The sequence below is a fragment of the Sphingomonas sp. genome (assembly GCF_019635515.1).
Lineage (GTDB): Bacteria > Pseudomonadota > Alphaproteobacteria > Sphingomonadales > Sphingomonadaceae > Sphingomonas.
The window spans coordinates 1,446,987-1,467,023 of record NZ_JAHBZI010000001.1; the positions used below are offsets into that span (position 1 = coordinate 1,446,987).

A 20,037-nucleotide genomic window follows, 5' to 3' on the forward strand; every position below is an offset into this window, starting at 1 on the left:
TCAGTCCCTCAAATGAAGCTTCATGCCGACATGGCTCTGCACGAAACCGAGCCGGGCGTAAAAGCGGTGCGCTGCGGTGCGCGTCGCGGTGGAGGTGAGCTGGACCATCTTGCAGTCGCGCGCGCGGCATTGCTCGACGGCCCAGAGGATCATCTGCTCGCCGAGGCGCTGGCCGCGCAGATCGGCGGCGATGCGGACCGCTTCGATCAGCCCGCGCCAGCTGCCGCGAAAGGAGAGGCCGGGGATGAAACTCAATTGCAGCGTGCCGACCAGCCGGTCGTCCAGTTCGGCGGCGATGAGATGCTGGTTGGGGTCCGCATCGATCGCTTCGAACGCGGCGATGTAGCGCGGGTCGAGCGGCTCGCTCGGGTCCTCGCGGTGGCGCGCCGTCTCGTCGTCCCAGATGAGATGGAGGATCGCGGGGAGGTCGTCGCGCGTGGCTTCGCGCATCGCCAGCTTCATTCGGCCTTCTCGATCTTCACCAGCAGCGTGCCTTCTGTCACCTGCGCGCCTGCTTCGACAGTGAGTTCGGCGACCACGCCGTCGAACGGCGCGGTCATGCCATGTTCCATCTTCATCGCCTCCAATGTGACGAGGCGCTGGCCCTTTGCGACCGCATCGCCCGCCGCGACATCGACCGCAGTGACGCGGCCCGGCATCGGCGCGAGAAGGCTGCCGTCGCCGAGCGCGCCGGCACCACTGCCGCGCGGCGCATGCAGGCGGTAGCTGCGGCCTTCACCGAGGATGAAGCCGACGACTTCGTCCTGCGGCTCGCCTTCATCGGGAGCGAGATCGGTGACCGTGTAGACATGGCCGGAATCGTCGATGATCCGCGCTTCGCTGCGGGGCGCGGCGTTGGCGCGGATGCCGCCGACAAGGTCCCAGACGCCGGTGGCTGGGCGCGAGGTGAGCGCGGCGGCGGCCATGCGGAGATGCTCGTCGTCGGGCGGCGGGACTTCGGTGAGTTCTTCGCCGCGGCGGCCGATCAGGCCGGTATCGACATTGCCCGAGCGGAAATCCGGGTCCTCGCACAGGCGCGCGAGGAAGCCGGCATTGGTGCGGACCGGCCAGACCTCGACATCGGTGGTGGCTTCCCACAATTCCTCGATCGCGCCCTCGCGGGTTTCGTCATGCACGACGATCTTGGCGATCATCGGATCGTAGAAGGGCGAGACCGCGCCGCCTTCCTCCACCCCGGTTTCGATGCGGGCATATTCGGGCAAGCGAAGATGCTCGAGCGGGCCGGTCGAGGGCAGGAAGCCGGTGGCCGGGTTCTCGGCATAGAGCCGCGCCTCCATCGCCCAGCCGTTGATGCCGAGTTCCTCCTGCTTGAGCGGGATCGATTCCCCCGACGCGACGCGCAATTGCCATTCGACGAGATCGACGCCGGTGATCTCTTCGGTCACGGGGTGCTCGACCTGCAAACGCGTGTTCATTTCCATGAACCAGATGCGGTCGGCGCGCAGGCCTTCGCTGGCATCGGCGATGAACTCGATCGTGCCGGCGCCGACATAATCGACAGCCTTTGCTGCACGCACCGCCGCAGCACAGATCGCTTCGCGGGTCGCAGCGTCCATGCCGGGCGCGGGCGCTTCCTCGATCACCTTCTGGTGGCGGCGCTGGAGCGAGCAGTCGCGCTCGAAGAGGTGGACGACGTTGCCATGGGTGTCGCCGAACACCTGTACTTCGATGTGACGGGGCGAGAGGATGTACTTCTCGATCAGGACGCGATCGTCGCCGAAGGAGCTGGCCGCTTCTCGCTGGCACGATTGCAGCATTTCCTGGAATTGCTGCGCAGCATCGACCTTGCGCATGCCCTTGCCGCCACCGCCTGCGACGGCCTTGATCAGCACCGGATAGCCCATGGCGTCGGCTTCGGATTGCAGGCGTTCCGGCGATTGATCCTCGCCGAGATAACCGGGGGTGACCGGCACGCCGGCGGCGATCATCCGCTCCTTTGCTGCATCCTTAAGTCCCATCGCGCGGATGCTCTCGGGCTTGGGGCCGACCCAGATCAGCCCGGCATCGGCGACTGCCTGGGCGAAGTCGGCATTCTCGGACAGGAAGCCGTAGCCCGGGTGAATTGCTGCGGCACCGGAGGATTTCGCTGCGGCGATGATCCGCTCGCCCACCAGATAGGATTCGCGCGCCGCCGACGGGCCGATATGCACCGCTTCATCCGCCGAGCGGGCGTGCAGCGCGTTGACGTCTGCGTCCGAATAGACCGCGACGGTGCGGATACCCATTGCTCGCGCGGTGCGGATGATGCGGCACGCTATTTCGCCGCGATTGGCGATGAGGAGGGACTGGATCATGGATGACGTTCCGGAAAGCCGTGGCGGGTGTGGAGCGCGGCGAGCAGCGTTTCGATTTCGTTGACGAACCCGCCCTCGGCCAGAACGAGGCAGGGGAGGTTCTGGTTCGCTTCGCCGAGAAGCTCGACGATCTCGGCGCGGGGGCGGGGATAGGGCTGGCGGATCACTTCCAGCCGCGCTGCGCTGGCAGGGAAGGCGGCGAGCAGACCCTCGACGGTGATGCAGTCCTTGCAATAGAAGCTGCGGCCCGGAAGCCCCTCGTCCGAGAATTCGCTTTCGAGCAAATAGAGGCGATCCCGCCCGTTCACTGCGCCGGGCACCCCGTAGTGCGGGTGGAGAAGGTGAGGTTGAGGATCTTCCAGGCCCCGTCCTCGCGGACCAGATCGAAATGGTCGATCCCGCAATTGCTGACCTTGCCGGCGACGCGGACGACATAGGGCGCCCAGACCATGGCGATGTTGCCATCGACTTCGATCGCGGGGTTGGTAATGCGCTCCTGAAAGATATTGTCGGGCCGCACGCGTTCGGCGAATTCGGCCCAGCTGAGATAACGTGGGTTCTGCGTGTCGCCGAGCGCAGACAGCCTGCCGGTGGCTTGCACCTGCCGCAGCATTTCTGCAGCATCGCCGCGTTCGACCGCCCCGAAGAACGCGTTTATCGGGGCCAGCACCGCGGCGGCGTCGCCGTCCTGATAGGGGAGCGGATTGGCCGGCGGCAGCTTGTCGCTCGACTTCGCCTGCGCCAGCGCGGGAAGGGGGGCGAGTAACGCGGCGGCGAGAAACAGGAGGCGCATGATATTTCCCTGACTGGAGGTCATTTGCGGTTCGTTCCGATGATGGTGGAGAGGTCGTGCGCGGTCCGCTCAGGATGGCGCGCCACCTTGTCGCTGTAGAAGTCGACGATCCTGGCCATATCGGCCTCGTAGTCGCCGCTTGGCATGAAGACGGGGCCGAGACCGCCGATCTTCCTGGCATAATCGACATAGCCGAGGACCAGCGGCACGCCGGCGCCCATGGCGATGTGATAGAAGCCGGTGCGCCACTGGGTGACGGCGCCACGGGTGCCTTCGGCCGCGATGACCAGCATGAATTCACCGCGTCTGGCGAATTCGGCGATGGTCGCCTCGACATAGTTGCGCGATTTCGAGCGATCGATGGCGACCCCGCCCATGTCTCGCATGAAGCGTCCCATCGGCCAGCGGAACAGGCTCGCCTTGCCCATGAAATGCGCGCCGATGCCGAGCGCGTTGGTGAGGCCGAGAAAGTTGATGAAGTCCCAGTTCGAGGTGTGCGGCGCGGCGACGATCACGCAGCGGCGATCGGAGGGCGGCATCCCAACCGCCTTCCAGCCGCGCGTTTGATAGAACCACAGCAGCAGGCGGCGAACGATCCGCGAGAGCGGGGTGGGCGCGGGATCCGCCATCACATCCGGAACACGCCGAACGCCGGGCGTTCGGGGATCGGGGCGTTAAGGGTCGCCGCGAATGCCAGGCCGAGCACGTCGCGGGTCTGGGCGGGATCGATGATGCCGTCGTCCCATAGCCGCGCGGTGGCGTGCCAAGGGTTGCCTTCATCCTCGTAAGCAGCGCGGATCGGAGCCTTGAAGGCTTCGGCCTCCTCGTCGCTCCATTTGTCGGCGTCGCGGTGGACGGTGGCGAGCACCGAGGCGGCCTGTTCGCCGCCCATTACGCTAATGCGGCTGTTCGGCCAGCTGAACAGGAAGCGCGGCGAATAGGCGCGGCCGCACATGCCGTAATTACCGGCGCCGAAGCTGCCGCCGATCAGTACGGTGATCTTGGGCACGGTGGCGGTGGCGACGGCGGTGACGAGCTTGGCGCCGTGCTTGGCGATGCCCTCCGCCTCATATTTGCCGCCAACCATGAAGCCCGAGATGTTCTGGAGGAACAGCAACGGGATGCGGCGCTGGCAGCATAGCTCGATGAAGTGCGCGCCCTTCACCGCGCTCTCGCTGAACAGCACCCCGTTATTGGCGATGATGCCGACGGGGATGCCCCAGATATGGGCGAAGCCACAGACCAGGCTGGTGCCGTACAGCGCCTTGAACTCCTGAAACTCGCTGCCATCGACCAGGCGGGCGATGATCTCGTGCACGTCATAGGGCGCGCGAACGTCCTGGGGCACGATGCCGTAGAGATCGCTGGCGTCATATCTGGGCGGGCGCGGCTCCAGCAGCTTGATCGTGGCTTCGGCGTCGGCGGGGAGATGGCTGACGATGTCGCGGACGATGGTCAGCGCGTGCTCGTCATTCTCGGCGAGGTGATCGACGACGCCGGATTTGCGCGCATGGAGATCGCCGCCGCCCAGATCCTCGGCGCTGATCACTTCGCCCGTCGCGGCCTTCACCAGCGGCGGGCCGGCGAGGAAGATCGTGCCCTGATTGCGGACGATGACGCTCTCGTCGCTCATCGCCGGAACGTAGGCGCCGCCGGCGGTGCAACTGCCCATCACGCAGGCGATCTGGGGGATGCCCTTGGCCGACATATTGGCCTGATTGAAGAAGATGCGGCCGAAATGCTCGCGGTCGGGGAAGACTTCCGCCTGATGCGGCAGATTGGCGCCGCCGCTATCGACCAGATAGATGCACGGCAGACGATTGGCGTCGGCGATCTCCTGGGCGCGGAGATGCTTCTTGACCGTCATCGGATAATAGGTGCCACCCTTTACCGTCGCGTCGTTGCAGACGATCATCACGGTGCGGCCCGAGACGCGGCCGATGCCGGCGATCATGCCCGCGCCGGGGACTTCGCCGTCATAGAGGTCGTTGGCGGCGAGCTGGCCGATTTCGAGGAAGGGGCTGCCGGGGTCCAGCAAACGCTCGACGCGCTCGCGCGGAAGCAGTTTGTTGCGGGAAACGTGCCGTTCGCGACTTTTTTCGGAGCCGCCAAGTGCCGCGGCGGCGACATCGGCGCGGAGCCGTTCGGCCAAAGCGCGATTGTGCGCAGCATTGGCGCGGAACACTTCGCTATCGGCGGAGACCTTGGTGTCGAGCACCGGGGCGCTCATAATAGGGCATCCTTCCTGTCCTAGTTTTGATCCACCTACACCCGAGCATACACAATTGGAAGGTGCTGGCGCGTGCCATTTTCTGGGTGTAGCACAGGCGTATCACAGCGATACGGAGTTTCCCCCTTGAAGACTCATTCGATCCTGCTCGCGGCGTTGTTCGCGACCACCGCACTTGCGACCAGCGCGTGCACCACCTCGGGCCCGGGCACCACCGCCGCGGCCGGCACCGGCATCGGCGTCGATCTCGACGGCATCGACAAGGCCGTGAAGCCAGGTGACGATTTCGACAATTATGCCAATGGCGGCTGGCGAGCCAGGACCGAGATTCCGGCGGACCGCGTCCAGATCGGCACCGGGCTGATGGTGTTCAACAAGGCCGAGGCGAACAACCTCGCGATCATCGAGGCCGCGATCAAAGCGAACGCTGCCGTGGGCACGGACACGCGCCGCATCGCCGATTGGTACACGGGCTATACCGATCTCGCCGGCATCGAGGCGCGCGGGCTCGCGCCGCTGAGCGACGACATGAACAAGATCAACGCGATCACCGACAACAAGTCGCTGTCGACCGCGCTCGGCGCTAATATCCGCGTCGATGTCGATCCGCTCAACGCCACCAATTACAATACCGAGAACCTGTTCGGCCTGTTCGTCAGCCAGGCGTTCGACAAGCCCGACACCAATGTGCCCTATGTTCTGCAGGGCGGACTGGGGCTGCCCGATCGCGATTACTACCTCTCGGCCGATCCACGGATGGCGGGGCTGCGCACCAAATATCAGGCGTACATCACGCAGCTTTTCACGCTCGCCAGGATGACCGATCCGGCGGCGCGGGCGAAGCGGGTGTTCGATCTGGAGATGAAGATCGCCCAGGCGCACACCGACAACCTAACCAGCCAGGATGCCAGCAAGGCGAACAATCCCTGGACCAAGGCGGACTTCGCCAAAAAGGCGCCGGGGATCGACTGGGATGCGTTCTGGAACGCGGCCGGGCTGGGCTCGCAGAATGATTTCATCGTCTGGCACCCCGCGACCACGGTGAAGCTTGCGCAGCTCGTCGCCAAGGAGCCGGTGGATTCGTGGAAGGACTGGCTGGCGTTTCACAGCATCAACCAGGTGACCGCGGTGCTTCCCGCCGCGTTCGATTCCGCGCGCTTCGATTTCTTCTCGAAGGAACTCAACGGCCAGAAGCAGCAGCGCCCGCGTGACAAGCGCGCGATCGCCAGCGTCAACACCTGGCTGGGCGACGCGGTCGGCCAGCTCTATGTGAAGGACTATTTCCCGGCGACGTCGAAGACCGACATCCAGAACATGGTCAGCAACATCAAGGCGGCGTTCGACAAGCGCGTCGCCGGGCTGACCTGGATGAAGGACACGACGCGGGCCGAGGCGCGCAAGAAAATCGAGACGATGCAGGTCGGCGTCGGCTATCCCGATACATGGCGCGATTATTCGTCGCTCGAGGTGAAGGCGGACGATCCTGTCGGCAATCTGCGCCGTGCCAAGCTGGCCGAAACGCGGCACCAACTCGCCAAGCTCGGCAAGGCGCCGGACAAGAAGGAATGGTGGATGACGCCGCAGACCGTGAACGCGGTCAATCTGCCGCTGCAGAACGCGCTCAACTTCCCGGCCGCGATCCTTCAGGCGCCTTACTACGATCCGACCGCGGATGCCGCGTCGAACTATGGCGGTGTCGGCGCGATCATCGGCCACGAGATCAGCCACAGCTTCGACGATCTTGGCGCGACCTTCGACAGCCAGGGGCGCCTGCGCAACTGGTGGACGCCGGAAGATCTGGCGCACTTCAAGCAGGCGGGTGCGGCGCTGGCGGCGCAGTATGACGCCTATGAAGCGCTGCCGGGCCTGCACCTGAACGGCAAGCTGGAGCTCAGCGAGAATATCGCCGACGTTGCGGGGCTCGCCGCCGCTTATGACGCCTACCGCGCGTCGCTGGGCGGCAAGGAGGCTCCTGTGATCGGCGGGCTGACCGGCGATCAGCGCTTCTTCCTCGCCTTCGCGCAGAGCTGGCGCGACAAGAGCCTGGACCAGCTGCTGCGCGCGCGCGTCGCGACCGACGGGCACGCTCCGGCGCGCTGGCGCGTGATGACGGTGCGCAACATCGATGCATGGTATCCGGCGTATAATGTCCAGCCGGGCGAGAAGCTGTATCTCGCGCCCGACAAGCGCGTGAAGATCTGGTGATCTGAAAAAAAGGGCGAGCCTCGCGGCTCGCCCCATTTTCTCGTCACCCTGAACTTGTTTCAAGGTCCAACTCTCCACTGGAGAGGGTGATCATTGTTGCGCGTTGGATGCTGAAACAAGTTCAGCATGACGGCCTTTGGGATCCTACCCCCCGACCAGCTCCCGTCCGATCAGCATCCGGCGGATCTCGTTGGTGCCCGCGCCGATATCGAGCAGCTTGGCGTCGCGGGCGAAGCGCTCGACCGGCCAGTCCTTGGTATAGCCGGCGCCGCCCAGCGCCTGGATCGCCTCCAGCGACACGCGCACGGCATTCTCCGATGCCAGCAGGATCGCGCCGGCCGCATCGAAGCGGGTGGTGTTGCCCGCGTCGCAATTCTTGGCGACGGTGTAGACATAGGCGCGTGCCGAATTGAGCGCGACATACATGTCCGCGACCTTGGCCTGCATCAGCTGGAAGGTGCCGATCGGCTTGCCGAACTGCTTGCGCTCGCGAATGTACGGGATGACCACGTCGAGACAGGCCTGCATGATACCGAGCTGGATGCCGGCGAGGACGGTGCGCTCGTAATCGAGGCCCGACATCAGCACGCCGACGCCGCCGTTGAGCGGGCCCATAACGTTTTCCTCGGGCACTTCGCAGTCGTTGAACACCAGCTCGGCGGTGGGCGAGCCGCGCATGCCCATCTTGTCGATCTTCTGGCCGATCGAGAAACCCGGCATGTCCTTCTCGATGATGAAGGTGGTGATGCCGCGCGAGCCTTCGCCGGTCTTGGCGTAGACGACGAGCGTATCGGCGTAGGTGGCGTTGGTGATCCAGAATTTGGTGCCGTTGAGGATGAAGCGATCGCCCTTCTGCTCGGCGCGCAGCTTCATGCCGACGACGTCGGAGCCGGCGCCGGCCTCGGACATTGCGAGGCTGCCGACATGCTCGCCGGAGACAAGCCTGGGGAGATACTTGGCCTTCTGCTCCGGCGACGCCCAGCGCTTGATCTGGTTGACGCAGAGGTTCGAATGCGCGCCATAGGACAGGCCGATCGAGGCCGAGGCGCGGCTGACTTCCTCACAAGCGATGACATGCTCGAGATAGCCGAGGCCAAGCCCGCCATATTCCTCGTCGACGGTGATGCCGTGCAGGCCGAGCTCGCCCATTGCGGGCCATAGTTCGCGCGGGAACCAGTCCTCCTCGTCGATCTTCGCCGCCAGCGGCTCGATCTGCTCCTTGGCGAAGCGCTGCGTGGTGTCGCGGATCATCTCGGCGGTTTCGCCAATGCCGAAATCGAGGGTGCCGTCCATCAATGCTCTCCTATTTCCGGCAGTATAGCTGACCTATCTTGGCGAGTTCAAGCGGTGACGATCACGCCGTCCTGCACTGCAACCGGCCAGCAAACCAATCGCGCCCCGCTGCACGGGCCGCCGATACAGACTCCGTCCTCGATCCGGTACAGCGCGCCGTGCCAACTGCACTGGATCAGAGTGCCGTCTGGGGTGAGGTACTGGTCGAGCTGCTGGGCGAGGGGGATCGCCATATGCGCGCAGCGATCGAGATAGCCATGGACGGTGTCGCCTTTGCGAACGACGAAGCCATGGAAGCGGCCGGCCTTCATTTCCAGGACGAAGTTGCGGGCCTTGCCGTCAGGGATGAGCTCGAGCGGGCCGAGCTTTACGCCGGCCGGGGTCTCGCTCAGGCTCAAGGCAGCTTGGCCTTGGGGAAGCCGACCCAGGCGGCGTCGTAATCGGGCTGCGACGTCTCAAGCGCGAACTGGGTGGGCTTATAGGGCCAGCAAGTCTCGACCATGAAGGCCATGGCGCCTGTAATCTTGTGCGGCTTGAGATCGGCGTTTGAAGCGCCTTCCCAACTGGCGACGTCAGGGCCGTGGCCGGCCATCAGATTGTGCAGCGAAAGCCCGCCGGGCGCGAAGCCTTCGGCCTTGGCGTCGTACGCGCCGGTGATCAGCCCCATCGCTTCGGACATGACGTTGCGGTGGAACCAGGGCGGACGGAAGGTGTCCTCGCCGACCATCCAGCGCGGCGGGAAGATCACGAAGTCGGCATTGGCGCGGCCGGGAACGTCGCTGGGCGAAGTCAGGACGGTGAAGATCGACGGATCGGGATGATCGAAGCTGACCGTGTTGATCGTGTTGAAGCGCGACAGATCGTAGCGCCACGGCGCGAGATTGCCGTGCCAGGCGACGACATCGAGCGGGCTGTGATCGAGCGTCGTCGTCCATAATGAGCCGAGATATTTCTGGACCAGCTCGAAGGGCTCGTCGCGATCCTCGAACCAGGCTGCGGGGGTCTCGAAATCGCGCGGATTGGCTAGGCCGTTGGCGCCGATCGGACCTAGATCGGGAAGGCGGAACAGCGCGCCATGGTTCTCGGCGACGTAACCCCGGGCTTCGCCATCGGGGAAGATCGCACGAAACTTCACGCCGCGCGGGATCAGCGCGACCTGGCCGGGGGCGATGTCGATCTTGCCGAGCTCGGTAAGCAACTGGAGGCGGCCGGCCTGAGGAATGAACAGCAATTCGCCATCGGCATCGACGAAGGCGCGGGACTTCATATCTTCGTTGGCAGCATAGACATGCACCGCGACGCCCTCGAGATCTGCGGGATCGCAATTGGCGAGCATCGTCGTCATGCCGTCGATCAGATCGGTGCCGGGGGCGGGCGCCGCGATCGGATCCCAGCGCAGGCGATTGGGGGGCAGGGGGCTTTGCACTGTGCCGGGCGCGAAACGCTTGGCGTCTTCGTAACGAACAAACGGCGGATGCTCGGCGCTGGGGCGCAGCCGATAAAGCCAGGAGCGCCTGTTTTCATGGCGCGGCGCGGTGAAGGCGGTGCCGCTGAGTTGCTCGGCGTAAAGGCCGAACGCCGGGCGCTGGGGCGAGTTGCGGCCGATCGGCAGGGCGCCCGGGACGGCTTCGGTGGAGACGTGATTGCCAAAGCCGGGGAAGTAATCGGTCATCGGCGGTGCTCCTGAGGCAGTTGGATGAGGAGGCGCTCGTGTCCCCCTCATCCTCCCTGCGGTTTGGGCCGGGTTGTCCCGGCTCTCCTCTCCAACTCTACCTTGCCAACCCGTCGGTCCCGGCAAAGCCGTGCCCTATGGGCTGGCTTGCCGTGCCGTCCGGTCGACGGCGGCGCCTTCGCGCCGCATCGCGGACCAAGCTGCGCTTGCTCCTAGATCATGCGTCGACTTTAATCACACCGCGACGGATCTGGTCCAGCTCGATGCTCTCGAACAATGCCTGGAAATTGCCGTTGCCAAAACCTTCATTGCCCTTGCGCTGGATGATCTCGAAGAAGATCGGGCCGAACATGTTTTCGGTGAATATCTGGAGCAGGATGCCCTCGTCGCCGACATTGCCGTCGATCAGGATGCGGTTCTTGCGCAGGCGTTCGATGTCCTCTCCATGGCCGGGCACGCGCTTGTCGACCAGCTCGTAATAGGTCTCGATCGTGTCCTGCAGCTTGACGCCGCGGGCGCGGAGCTTCTCGACGGTGTCGTAGATATCTGGCGTGGTCAGCGCGAGGTGCTGGATGCCTTCGCCCTGATATTCGCGGATGAACTCCTCGATCTGGCTCTTGTCGTCTTGGCTCTCGTTGAGCGGGATGCGGATCGCCTTGTCCGGGGCGATCATCGCCTGGCTGAACAGGCCGGTCGCCTGCCCCTTGATATCGAAATATTTCTGCTCCTCGAAGCCGAAGAGCGTCTTGTAGAATTCTGACCACACCCGCATCTGGCCGCGGCGTACATTGTGGGTGAGGTGATCGAGCAGATCGAGACCGACATTGTTGGCGGCTTCGGCGTCCTGCCAGCCCGGGATCTCGGCCCAGTCGGCATAGAGATCCGCGTCGTCCGCGACGAAATAGAGATACGAACCGCCTATGCCCTGGATGACGGTGTCGTCTTCCTCGGTCGTCTGGGCGCCATGGGCGAGCGCCCATTCCATCGCCTTGGCGGGATCGGCGACGCGGAAGGCCATCGCGCTGGCCGAGGGACCGTGCGCGGCGCGGAACTCGGCGACGCGGCCGCCCTGATCGCGGTTGAGCATCAGGTTGATGCGGCCCTGCTTGTAGCGGGTGATGTTCTTGGTCGGGTGCCGGTGCGACGCGACGAAGCCCATCTGCTCGAACTGGGCCGCCATCGCTTGGGGGTCGGGCGAGGTGAATTCGACGAATTCGAAGCCGTTGAGGCCGAGAGGGTTAGCGGGGTCGTTCATGGCACGCTCCATTTCAACGCCGGGCGCTACCCTTTGGGTCAATTAGTGTCAATTGATACTAAAGCCCTTCGCCCCCAACCCAATGCGCATTGGAGAGACGCCGCGCGACACTCCAGGTCTGGTTGCGGATGTCGGGCACCGCGACGATCTCCCAGAATGCGCCGCGTGTCATCGGGCCGAGTGCATAGAGATTGCCGTTCGGGCTGCCATCCGCCGCGATGGTCTGACCCTGATTGTCGACATCGATGCCGAGATGCGCCGCGTCGGGGCGGATACGTCCGCTTGCGGCGAGCTTCTGGAGCAAAGGCTCCTCGGTGCGTGCGAGGTCGCCGAGCGGGCCGGTGCAATTGACGATGCGCTGGGCGAGGAGCGTCTCGGTCGCGTCCGCACCGCGGCGGCGGAAGGCGACATGGATACCATCTGCCTGCTCGTCGAAGCCAAGGGTCTTGCCCGCGATCACCTCGAGCTGCCCGCGCTCGATCACGGCCATCAGCCGCGCATAGACTTCGGGCGCCAGGCGGTGCCGGTGCACGTCCCACCAGGGGCGCAAATGCCGCAGGAAGCGGCCGCGCTCGGCTTCGGTAGCGTTGCCCCACATCGCTTGCGTGAACGGCCGGAGCTCATCGACCGCATTGCGCCAGCCCACGCTCTCGCCGCGCTCGCGCACGCCATGAAGGAGCTGCGAGGCGGTGGTGGCGGGGCGCTCGGCGATCTTGTCCCAGGCGCTGCCGGGCGCGTGGTCGCGCGGCAAGAGGCCGCGGCGGGAGAGGGCGACGATGCGGCCCTTGAACCCGCGCGCATCGAGCAGGAGGACGACATCGACCATCGTCAGGCCGGTGCCGATGATCAGCACGGTATCGGTATCGGCAAGGTTCTCGGGAACGCTCGCGTCCCACGGATCCCCCTTGTAGCGCTCGAATGAAAGTTTTTCCGGATCGAGGCCGGGCGGATCGTGGGGCGGCAGATTGCCGACGGCGAGCACGGCGGCATCGGCCTCCACGGTGCGACCCCGCATCCGCACCTTCACATCATTGGCGAATTCGAGATCCTCGACTTCGCCGCGCACCAGCGTCAGGCGTCCGCTCGGATCGCGCAGCGCCGCTTCGAGAAGTTCGCGCAGATATTCGCCATAAGTGACGCGGGGAATGAAGGTGGTGGGCGCATCGGCGACTCCGCGCGCTTCCAGCCAGCGGACGAAATGCGAGGGGTCGTCCGGAAACGCGCTCATATTGGCGGCGCGGACGTTGAGAACGTGACTGGGGTGTGCCGCGCCATAGGCGAGACCGGTGCCGGCGACCGGGGCGCGTTCGATCAGGGTGGCGCGGGGGCCATCGTGGCGGAGCAGGTTGATCGCCTGCAGCGTCCCCGAAAAGCCCGCGCCGATGATGGCGACGTGCTCGATCACGCGCTCAAATCTCGTATTCGATCTGCCACTCGGGCTGTTGGAACGCCGGGCGTTCCGCGGAGAAATTCGGCTGGCGCGCCTTCATCTGTCCGTACAGCTTCTTGACCGTGTCGCTTGCCGTGCGGGCGAACAATGACGGAAAAATCGCGTGGACTACGCAGGCCACGCCCCCCACGATCATCTTGAAACCGAATCGGGCGGCGGTGGCGGCATGCTCGCCATAGGTCTCGCCGACGCTGCGGGGATGGGAGAGGAAATAGCGTTCGATCATAGCTGAGCTTTAGGCCTGCCAAGCCTAGATTGAAAGCTATTGCGCTTTCGCGTCACGGGTTTGTGTGCTTCGTTAGCGCTAACAACAAAGGGGCGAGAGGATATGGCCGAAGAGGCGGAACTGCCGCAGCACCACCGTGCGACGCGCAACGAGAAGATGGTGATCGCGGCTTCGTCGCTGGGCACCGTTTTCGAATGGTATGATTTCTATCTCTACGGCCTGCTGGCGACGACCATCACCGCGCAGTTCTTTGCGGGGGTGAACGAGACGACCGGCTTCATTTTCGCGCTGGGCGCGTTCGCGGCAGGCTTCGCGGTGCGCCCGTTCGGCGCGCTCGTGTTCGGGCGGATCGGCGATCTCGTCGGGCGCAAGAACACCTTCCTCGTCACCATGGGCATCATGGGCTTTTCGACATTCGCGGTCGGCCTGTTGCCCAATTATGCGGCGATCGGTGTCGCGGCGCCCGCCTTGCTGGTGGGCTTGCGCGTGCTGCAGGGGCTGGCGCTGGGCGGACAATATGGCGGCGCGGCGACTTTCGTTGCCGAGCATGCGCCGAACAACAAGCGCGGGCTCTACACCAGCTGGATTCAGACCACCGCGACGCTGGGGCTGTTCGCGTCGCTGCTGGTGGTGATCGGCACGCGTTCCGCGATGGGCGAGGAGGCATTCGCTTCGTGGGGCTGGCGTGTGCCGTTTCTTGCCTCGGCGATTCTGCTCGTCATCTCGCTGTGGATCCGCCTCCAGCTCAACGAGAGCCCGGTCTATCAGAAGATGAAGGAGACGGGCGCGACCTCGAAGGCGCCGCTGACCGAAGCGTTCCTGCGCTGGGGCAACCTCAGGATGGTGCTGATCGTGCTGTTCGGCGCCGTCGTCGGCCAGGCAGTGGTGTGGTACACCGGGCAGTTCTACGCGCTGTTTTTCCTCGAGAAGACGCTCAAGGTGGATGGCGCGACCACCAATATCCTGATCGCGATCGCATTGGCGCTAGGCACGCCGTTCTTCGTGTTCTTCGGCTGGCTCTCCGATAAGATCGGGCGCAAGCCGATCATTCTGACCGGTTGCGCGCTGGCGGCGCTTTCTTACTTCACTCTGTTCGGGATGCTCACCGAAGCCGCTAACCCGCGGCTCGCGCATGCGCTGCGCAACGCCCCGGTGCAGGTGTTCGCTGATCGGGCGGAATGCTCGTTCCAGTTCGATCCGGTCGGCAAGAACAAGTTCGATGCGACGAGCTGCGACATCGCCAAGGCGTTCCTCGCCAAGCAGGGCGTTGGATATAAGAGCGTCGATGCGGCTACGGGTGGCGCCGCCACGATCCATATCGGCGATGTCCTGCTCCCAGCGCCCAATCCGCGCCAGGGCACGAGCAATGCCAAGGCGATCGCCGATTATCAGACCGCGGTGAAGGAAGCGCTGCTCGCCGCCGGTTACCCGGCCAAGGCCGATCCGGCGGAGATCAACAAGCCGATGGTGATCGGCATCCTGTTCGTGCTCGTGCTGCTGGTGACGATGGTCTACGGCCCGATCGCGGCGCTGCTGGTCGAATATTTCCCAAGCCGCATCCGCTACACCTCGATGTCGCTGCCCTATCATCTCGGCAATGGCTGGTTCGGAGGCTTCCTGCCTGCGACCGCCTTCGCGATGGTCGCGGCTACCGGGGATATCTATTACGGGCTCTGGTACCCCGTCGTGGCCGCCGCGGTAACTTTCGTGATCGGGTTGCTGTTGCTGCCCGAGACGCGCAAGCGGCGGATCGAGGACTAGGTGGGCGTCGAATCGGTCCGCAAGTGGCTCGGGGAGCATGCGCCGGAACTGCGCCTGATCGAGGGGACTGCGAGCACCGCCACCGTCGCGGATGCAGCTGCGGCGCTCGGCGTCGAGGCGGCGCGGATCGCCAAGACATTGGCGCTGCGCGTCGGCGACACCGTGCTGCTTGTCGTCTCGCGGGGCGATGCCCGGCTCGACAACCAGAAGTGCAAGGCGGAGTTTGGCGGGCGGGCCAAGATGCTCGATGCCGGGGAGGCCGAAGCATTGACCGGCCATCCGGTTGGCGGCGTCTGCCCGTTCGGTCTCGCCACCGATCTGCCGGTCTATTGCGACGTGTCGATCCGCGACTTCATCACCGTCTTTCCCGCCGCCGGATCGCGCACCGCCTCGGTCGAGGTCGCGCCCGCGCGGCTGGCGGAACTGGTGTCGCGGCGCTGGGTGGATGTGTGCCGCCTGCCCGAATGATTGGCAGGGCGGCGTTCGCGTAACCTTTTTGCGCGAGCAGGCAAAAGGGGAGCGCCGCGGCAGGTGCAATCGGCATTGCTGTGCGCCGGCGCTCTACATCCCGCTTCAGGGAGGGCGTTTCCAATTCGCTTGGCCCGGCCCGCCGCTGACTGATCCGCGCGGAACGTTCATAGCGCTGGGCTGGCCGTTCGCGATTTAGCTTCTGTTCGGAATCGGACATTCGGGCAAGCCGGGGCGATGAGATATTTCCCGAACCATCCGCTGCTCGCCCTCATTGCCGCGATGGTCCTTGTCGCTTGCGATAGCGCCGGCGGCGGCGCGGGCGCCGCGCAGTCGCCTTCTCCCACGCCGACTCCGGTCGCGGCGCCCACGCCAACCCCGACACCCGCACCTGGCCCGACGCCGACCCCCACCGCATTTGACACCGCCGAATATCGCGCCAGCGGCGGCGCGGTGTCGATGAACGCGCTTGCCGCCTATACGCGCGGCTTCAGCGGCGCCGGGATCAAGGTCGCCGTGATCGACACCGGCCTCGATATCGACAATCCCGATTTCACCGGCCGGATCGATCCCGCATCGGCCGATCTCACCAGCGGCGCCCGGCTGGCCGACGCCAATGGCCACGGCACCGGAGTCACCGCATTGCTCGCCGCGCGGCGCGATGGAGTCGGGACGCACGGTGTGGCGTTCGACGCGACGATCATCGCCTTCCGCGCCGAGCCGCCGTGCGCAACCTCGTGCTTCATGTCGCTCGCGGCGGTGGAGGAAGGGATCGACCGCGCCCGCATCGCCGGCGCGCGCGTGATTAACCTGTCGATGATCGCGGACACGCCGCCCAGCATCGCGATGCGCGCGGCGATCGATCGCGCAACCGCAGCGGGCGTCATCGTCACGATCTGCGCCGGCAACGAATCGCGTCCGCAGCCCCAGGCATGGGGAGCGGGGCTGGCCGACGAGGCGGCGATCGCCCGCGGGCTGGTGATCCTGGTCGGCGCGGTCGATGGCGCGGACCAGATCTACGGCTTCAGCAATCGCGCCGGACCCAGCGCCGATCACTTCCTGACAGCGGCGTCGCCCTCCTGCTCGGGAGCGACGCCGCTGGTATCTGGCGCCATCGCCTTGCTGGCCCAGGCCAACCCGACGATGACCAGCGCACAGCTGGTCGCGGCGCTCTATGCCTCGGCACGCGACGCCGGCGCACCGGGGCAGGACGCGGTCTATGGGCGCGGTATCGTCGATCTGACGGCGGCGTTTCGCTGACACGCTTGTTTGACGCTTGACCCGCCGCCCGGCTTTCCCTAACCGGCCCTTCCACCCGGACGGCCCCTTCGTCTAGCGGTTAGGACGCGGCCCTTTCACGGCTGAAGCACGGGTTCGATTCCCGTAGGGGTCACCAATCTCCCGCTAAGGTGCGGAGATCGGCGGAAATCCAGCAAAATCAACGCTTCGTTAGGCGCCCACTGCTACAAAAGGGTGCTACATATGGGGCGTCGGATGTCACATTCGGTCAAGCGGGCGAAATCGAAGATCGAGCAATTCCGTATGACTGTGCCCGTCGATCTTCGGGCTGCCGTCGGCAAGCGCGAGTGGACCCGGTCGCTTCATACGACCGATCGTGACACCGCTGACGCCGCGCGCGGCAGGCTCATCAATCACTACAAGTCGGAAATCCTGCGCCTCCGTGGGCAACTCGCGCGCCAGAGCCTCGACCAGGCGGCGGGTCTGGTGGACACGGCTCTCGAGCGTCTGGGCAACATCCGTGGCTCGATGGATGCCGCGATCGCCCAGCAATTGACGTTGCTGGCGTCCCACGTCTGCGATTCTTGGGCTCCGCCGGAAGTCGATCGCTGTCAGCAATATGGCGACATGATTGCGTATGAGCCACTGGTCGAGGTCGAGCCGGTGCCGTCGATCGACACCGATGCCGAGCGCGACGTGTTCAGGCTGCGCGCCGAGATTTTCGAGGGACGCGGGATCGCCGATGGCATCGTCTATCGCGAACTGGCCACTATCCTGCTGCGACGGCGCGTGTTTCGCCCGATCGCCTTCGCGGTGAGTTATCTACGCTCGATCGAGCCCCGGCTCGATCTCAATGACGACGAGACCTACGACGCGATCGCCGAGCGCTATCTCGCCCGCCTGGTCGAACATCCGTTCGAATCATGGCCAGCGAACATCGACAAGGTCGTCGCCCCGACCATCGGGCCAGCCACGGCCCCGCTGTCCCACGCGCAACTCCCCGCCGCGTCGTCTCCAAGGGGACCGAACAACGATCACGCCATGACAGGCCTGTGGTCCATGCGCCTGAGCGAGGCGCTGCGCTACTGGATCGAGCAGCGGCGCCCCGGCGCGTCCGCCATCACCGAAGCCACCCGCTCGGTGTCGCGCTTCGTCGCGCTGTTCGGCGATCTGGTGATAGCCGACATCACCCGGCCGCAGGTCATCGAATTCCGCAATCTCGTCACCGACATGCCGCCCCAGGTCGAGCTCGCCAAGCTGGAACGGTCGGGCCGCACGTTGCGCATGGTGATCGACGAGGCGCGCGAGAAGCGCCGGCTGTGGGAGGAAGGTGGTCGCCAGACCCCCGAGCCGGAACGGCTGGCATCGGGCACGGTGAAGAAGGATGTCGGCGCGATGAGCCAGATCCTCGGCAAGGTCCAGACCGACGCCTTCGTCGGTATCAACGTAGCCGAGAAGATCGAGATCGCCGGTTATTCCAAGACGCGCGCCGGTCAGAAGAAGCCGCACCTGCCCCTGCCGCCCGGGATGATCCAGACGCTGTTCGATTCGCCGCTGTTCACGGGGTGCGCCGGGATCGGTGACGTCGCCCGAACGAAGCCCGGTATCCATCTCTACCAGGACGAGCTGTATTGGCTCTTCCTGTTCGGCGCGATGAGCGGGCCGCGCTTGCGTGAGATCGGGCAACTCCGGCTCGACGATGTCCATCACTGCGACATGCGCCGCACCTTCGGCGATGAGTATGAAGGGTCGTGCACGTTCGTGCACATCACCGGCACCGGCATCGATCAAGAGGTGAAGAACGATGGCTCCGATCGCTACGTGGTGCTGCACGATCGGCTGATCGACCTGGGCTTCAACGATCTCGTCGCCCATCGACGCGCGCTCGGCAAAGAGACGCTGTTCGATCTGCCCGGCACCTCCGGCGCATCGCCCACGAAGCTGCTCAGCAACCGGCTCAATAGGTATTTCGATCGCACGGTTACCGACGACGATCGCTACGTCTTCCACTCGATGCGCCACGAGTTCACCGATCGCGCCGAACTCAGCGACATACCGGCACGCGTCGCCAAGCGGATCAAGGGGCACGCGCTCACCGAAGTCGCGGATCGCTATGGCCTGGTTTCGATCTTCGCCCAGTGGCATAATCTCAAGAAGCTCAACGTCAGCTTCATCGATTGGGACCGATTGATCGCGGCGCGGGACGACGCCCCCGCGGCGGACCGGTTCGCTGTCCGCCGGCTTCGTTCAGCCAAGACCTGATCGGGCGCGACGATGGCGCGCCCGCGCAATGCCAATCCTCAGGACACCCGGGATCGCGTCCTGGCCGCCGCCCGAACGGTCACGCTGCGGGACGGTATCATGGCCGTGACGGTTCACTCCGTTGCCGAGGAGGCGGGCGTCGCCAAATCCACCGTCGGCCCCGTTGCGCGACTGTTCGAACATCTGATCGATTACGTTTTCGCGGCGCTCGTCGCAGAACATGCGGGATCCTGCACTCGATCCGGCGCTGATCGCTGGCTGGCATACAGCATCAGCGCCGAATTGCTCGCAAGCGAGCCGGACCTTGTCGTCTTGGCTATGACCGCCTGCACGCTTGGCACTCCAGTTGCTCCCTCTGGCGAGGCGGCAGATCACGCTCGCTATTTTCAGCAGATGCATCTCGCGGCGCGGAAGGCCATTGCGACCGACGTCATGGCCAGCCAGCAGGCCATCACGTCGGCCGCGGCGCTGTATTATGCAGTCCATGTTGTCGCCGACTACTTCACGGTCGCGACATCGTTATGGGTTGAACAGCTTCTCGATGAAGAATGTGGACGACGTGCATGTTGATGCGGTCCAGCTGCGAGCCGACGCGCGATGATCGATCAGAATCTGATCCGGTTCGGGATCGGATTCTGATCGGCGAGTTTCGACAGGTCCATCCTTCGGCGGGCTGGTCACAAAAGACCTTGGCCGACCGGTTCGGGGTTTAGCGCCCAGACCATCAAGCGGTTGGAGACGGGCGTCGGGTCGGCCAGCGCGACCTCGCGATCACCTACGCCGACCGGCAGGCCGCGCGTTGCAGAAGAAGGCTCAGGCTGACGGCGACGGCGACGCTGATCGCGACCTCTAGGTTCAGGCTCGGACG

At 65.0% G+C, this 20,037-nt stretch carries 18 protein-coding genes and 1 tRNA gene; 7 read left to right on the plus strand and 12 right to left on the minus strand.

Going from position 1 to position 20,037, the window contains the following annotated elements:
* The 6 genes from KF730_RS07285 to KF730_RS07310 are packed head-to-tail and all read right to left on the minus strand — an operon-like array spanning position 1 to position 5,338.
* Positions 1 to 462 carry a GNAT family N-acetyltransferase gene (locus tag KF730_RS07285; protein ID WP_294093411.1) on the minus strand — a complete coding sequence of 154 codons (462 nt, stop codon included), beginning with the start codon at positions 460 to 462 and terminating at the stop codon, positions 1 to 3.
* Positions 459 to 2,315, minus strand: a complete 1,857-nt coding sequence (locus KF730_RS07290) for a biotin carboxylase N-terminal domain-containing protein (protein ID WP_294093413.1) — start codon at positions 2,313 to 2,315, stop codon at positions 459 to 461. The genes KF730_RS07285 and KF730_RS07290 overlap by 4 nt, the downstream gene beginning before the upstream one ends.
* A complete protein-coding gene (locus KF730_RS07295) occupies positions 2,312 to 2,623 on the minus strand; it encodes a DUF3088 family protein (RefSeq protein WP_294093415.1) in 312 nt (103 codons plus the stop codon). Before KF730_RS07295 ends, KF730_RS07290 begins: the two co-directional genes overlap by 4 nt.
* Positions 2,620 to 3,108, minus strand: a complete 489-nt coding sequence (locus KF730_RS07300) for a nuclear transport factor 2 family protein (RefSeq protein WP_294093417.1) — start codon at positions 3,106 to 3,108, stop codon at positions 2,620 to 2,622. Before KF730_RS07300 ends, KF730_RS07295 begins: the two co-directional genes overlap by 4 nt.
* A 20-nt stretch (positions 3,109 to 3,128) precedes the next feature.
* Positions 3,129 to 3,737: a lysophospholipid acyltransferase family protein gene (locus KF730_RS07305; protein WP_294093419.1), complete on the minus strand. Its 609-nt coding sequence runs from the start codon at positions 3,735 to 3,737 to the stop codon at positions 3,129 to 3,131.
* Positions 3,737 to 5,338 carry a carboxyl transferase domain-containing protein gene (locus KF730_RS07310; protein ID WP_294093421.1) on the minus strand — a complete coding sequence of 534 codons (1,602 nt, stop codon included), beginning with the start codon at positions 5,336 to 5,338 and terminating at the stop codon, positions 3,737 to 3,739. Before KF730_RS07310 ends, KF730_RS07305 begins: the two co-directional genes overlap by 1 nt.
* A gap of 126 nt (positions 5,339 to 5,464) precedes the next feature.
* Here KF730_RS07310 and KF730_RS07315 point away from each other — a divergent pair, with 126 nt between their 5' ends.
* Complete coding sequence (locus KF730_RS07315; RefSeq protein ID WP_294093423.1) at positions 5,465 to 7,543, plus strand: M13 family metallopeptidase; 2,079 nt, start codon at positions 5,465 to 5,467, stop codon at positions 7,541 to 7,543.
* A gap of 144 nt (positions 7,544 to 7,687) precedes the next feature.
* On the opposite strand, the gene KF730_RS07320 is transcribed toward KF730_RS07315, so the two are convergent.
* From KF730_RS07320 to KF730_RS07345, 6 genes are all read right to left on the minus strand, one after another.
* A complete protein-coding gene (locus tag KF730_RS07320; RefSeq protein ID WP_294093425.1) occupies positions 7,688 to 8,836 on the minus strand; it encodes an isovaleryl-CoA dehydrogenase in 1,149 nt (382 codons plus the stop codon).
* Between the two features lie 47 nt (positions 8,837 to 8,883).
* Positions 8,884 to 9,234, minus strand: a complete 351-nt coding sequence (locus KF730_RS07325) for a Rieske (2Fe-2S) protein (RefSeq protein ID WP_294093427.1) — start codon at positions 9,232 to 9,234, stop codon at positions 8,884 to 8,886.
* Complete coding sequence (hmgA, locus tag KF730_RS07330; protein WP_294093428.1) at positions 9,231 to 10,508, minus strand: homogentisate 1,2-dioxygenase; 1,278 nt, start codon at positions 10,506 to 10,508, stop codon at positions 9,231 to 9,233. The genes KF730_RS07325 and hmgA overlap by 4 nt, the downstream gene beginning before the upstream one ends.
* Before the next feature lie 217 nt (positions 10,509 to 10,725).
* A complete protein-coding gene (hppD, locus tag KF730_RS07335; protein WP_294093431.1) occupies positions 10,726 to 11,763 on the minus strand; it encodes a 4-hydroxyphenylpyruvate dioxygenase in 1,038 nt (345 codons plus the stop codon).
* Between the two features lie 58 nt (positions 11,764 to 11,821).
* Positions 11,822 to 13,168 (minus strand): FAD/NAD(P)-binding protein, encoded by a 1,347-nt coding sequence (locus KF730_RS07340; RefSeq protein WP_294093433.1) that lies wholly within the window; start codon positions 13,166 to 13,168, stop codon positions 11,822 to 11,824.
* Between the two features lie 4 nt (positions 13,169 to 13,172).
* Positions 13,173 to 13,439 (minus strand): DUF6356 family protein, encoded by a 267-nt coding sequence (locus KF730_RS07345; protein WP_294093434.1) that lies wholly within the window; start codon positions 13,437 to 13,439, stop codon positions 13,173 to 13,175.
* A gap of 102 nt (positions 13,440 to 13,541) precedes the next feature.
* Between KF730_RS07345 and KF730_RS07350 the strand changes: the two genes are divergently transcribed.
* From KF730_RS07350 to KF730_RS07375, 6 genes are all read left to right on the plus strand, one after another.
* Positions 13,542 to 15,200 (plus strand): MFS transporter, encoded by a 1,659-nt coding sequence (locus tag KF730_RS07350; protein ID WP_294093436.1) that lies wholly within the window; start codon positions 13,542 to 13,544, stop codon positions 15,198 to 15,200.
* Positions 15,201 to 15,668, plus strand: a complete 468-nt coding sequence (locus KF730_RS07355) for a YbaK/EbsC family protein (protein WP_294093438.1) — start codon at positions 15,201 to 15,203, stop codon at positions 15,666 to 15,668. It abuts the gene before it with no gap.
* Between the two features lie 237 nt (positions 15,669 to 15,905).
* Positions 15,906 to 16,928: a S8 family peptidase gene (locus tag KF730_RS07360; RefSeq protein WP_294093440.1), complete on the plus strand. Its 1,023-nt coding sequence runs from the start codon at positions 15,906 to 15,908 to the stop codon at positions 16,926 to 16,928.
* A 61-nt stretch (positions 16,929 to 16,989) separates the two neighbouring features.
* Positions 16,990 to 17,064 (plus strand) — tRNA-Glu (locus KF730_RS07365).
* A gap of 98 nt (positions 17,065 to 17,162) precedes the next feature.
* Positions 17,163 to 19,169 carry a DUF6538 domain-containing protein gene (locus KF730_RS07370; protein ID WP_294093442.1) on the plus strand — a complete coding sequence of 669 codons (2,007 nt, stop codon included), beginning with the start codon at positions 17,163 to 17,165 and terminating at the stop codon, positions 19,167 to 19,169.
* A gap of 12 nt (positions 19,170 to 19,181) precedes the next feature.
* Positions 19,182 to 19,739, plus strand: coding sequence for a hypothetical protein (locus tag KF730_RS07375; protein WP_294093444.1), 558 nt, complete (start codon positions 19,182 to 19,184; stop codon positions 19,737 to 19,739).
* Positions 19,740 to 20,037: the final 298 nt, after the last annotated feature.

What these genes read in the sequence shown, in the direction of transcription:
- KF730_RS07285 (WP_294093411.1), bottom strand. Translation starts at nt 462, where the DNA reads ATGAAGCTGGCGATGCGCGAAGCCACGCGCGACGACCTCCCCGCGATC.
- KF730_RS07290 (WP_294093413.1), bottom strand. Translation starts at nt 2,315, where the DNA reads ATGATCCAGTCCCTCCTCATCGCCAATCGCGGCGAAATAGCGTGCCGC.
- KF730_RS07300 (WP_294093417.1), bottom strand. Translation starts at nt 3,108, where the DNA reads ATGCGCCTCCTGTTTCTCGCCGCCGCGTTACTCGCCCCCCTTCCCGCG.
- KF730_RS07305 (WP_294093419.1), bottom strand. Translation starts at nt 3,737, where the DNA reads ATGGCGGATCCCGCGCCCACCCCGCTCTCGCGGATCGTTCGCCGCCTG.
- KF730_RS07310 (WP_294093421.1), bottom strand. Translation starts at nt 5,338, where the DNA reads ATGAGCGCCCCGGTGCTCGACACCAAGGTCTCCGCCGATAGCGAAGTG.
- KF730_RS07320 (WP_294093425.1), bottom strand. Translation starts at nt 8,836, where the DNA reads ATGGACGGCACCCTCGATTTCGGCATTGGCGAAACCGCCGAGATGATC.
- hmgA (WP_294093428.1), bottom strand. Translation starts at nt 10,508, where the DNA reads ATGACCGATTACTTCCCCGGCTTTGGCAATCACGTCTCCACCGAAGCC.
- hppD (WP_294093431.1), bottom strand. Translation starts at nt 11,763, where the DNA reads ATGAACGACCCCGCTAACCCTCTCGGCCTCAACGGCTTCGAATTCGTC.
- KF730_RS07345 (WP_294093434.1), bottom strand. Translation starts at nt 13,439, where the DNA reads ATGATCGAACGCTATTTCCTCTCCCATCCCCGCAGCGTCGGCGAGACC.
- KF730_RS07350 (WP_294093436.1), top strand. Translation starts at nt 13,542, where the DNA reads ATGGCCGAAGAGGCGGAACTGCCGCAGCACCACCGTGCGACGCGCAAC.
- KF730_RS07360 (WP_294093440.1), top strand. Translation starts at nt 15,906, where the DNA reads ATGAGATATTTCCCGAACCATCCGCTGCTCGCCCTCATTGCCGCGATG.
- KF730_RS07370 (WP_294093442.1), top strand. Translation starts at nt 17,163, where the DNA reads ATGTCACATTCGGTCAAGCGGGCGAAATCGAAGATCGAGCAATTCCGT.
- KF730_RS07375 (WP_294093444.1), top strand. Translation starts at nt 19,182, where the DNA reads ATGGCGCGCCCGCGCAATGCCAATCCTCAGGACACCCGGGATCGCGTC.